At 59.6% G+C, this 1,059-nt stretch carries 1 protein-coding gene; it reads right to left on the reverse strand.

Going from position 1 to position 1,059, the window contains the following annotated elements; genetic code table 11:
* The coding region (gene clpX / locus FYW99_RS31570; protein WP_150256270.1) for an ATP-dependent Clp protease ATP-binding subunit ClpX at positions 1 to 1,059 on the reverse strand (1,059 nt) is incomplete at both ends.

The following is a 1,059-nucleotide window of genomic DNA, read 5'->3' on the forward strand; positions in this document are numbered from 1 at the left end:
ACGATGGTGGGGTTGACGTTGTCGATCACCGTCTCCCGCGTAATGATCACCTGACCCACATCCTCACGAGAAGGCACCTCATACATCACCGACAACAACACCTCCTCGATAATCGCCCGCAACCCACGCGCACCCGTACCCCGAATAATCCCCTGCTCAGCAATCGCGTTCAAAGCATCCGGCGTGAACTCCAACTCCACACCATCCAACTCGAACAACCGCTGATACTGCTTCACCAAAGCATTCCGCGGCTCCGTCAAAATCCGGATCAACGCCTCACGATCCAGATCATGCACACTCGTGATCACCGGCAACCGACCCACGAACTCCGGAATCATCCCGAACTTCAACAGATCCTCCGGCATCACCTCACCGAACAACGCCGAACCACCCAGCTCACCCTTGGGACGCAACACCGCGTTGAACCCCATCCCCTGCTGACCCGTCCGCGACTCGATCAACTTCTCCAACCCCGCGAACGCACCACCACAGATGAACAACACATTCGTCGTGTCGATCTGAATGAACTCCTGATGCGGATGCTTCCGACCCCCCTGCGGAGGCACACTCGCCGTCGTCCCCTCCAAGATCTTCAACAACGCCTGCTGCACCCCCTCACCCGACACATCCCGAGTGATCGAGGGATTCTCACTCTTACGCGCGACCTTGTCGACCTCATCGATGTAGATGATCCCCGTCTCGGCCTTCTTCACGTCATAGTCAGCCGCCTGGATCAACTTGAGCAGGATGTTCTCCACATCCTCCCCCACATACCCCGCCTCCGTCAGCGCCGTCGCGTCCGCGATCGCGAACGGCACGTTCAGGATCCGCGCCAGAGTCTGCGCCAACAACGTCTTGCCCGACCCCGTCGGCCCGAGCAGCAGGATGTTGGACTTGGCGATCTCCACATCCTCCTCGCCCGGACGCTCCCCCTCCGAACGCACCCGCTTGTAGTGGTTGTACACCGCCACCGACAACGCCTTCTTGGCCTGCTCCTGACCGATCACATACGAGTCCAGGAACTCGTAGATCTCCCGAGGCTTGGGCAGAGAGTCCCAG

Origin of the sequence: Nocardiopsis deserti (genome assembly GCF_008638355.1) — a bacterium.
GTDB lineage: Bacteria > Actinomycetota > Actinomycetes > Streptosporangiales > Streptosporangiaceae > Nocardiopsis > Nocardiopsis alborubida.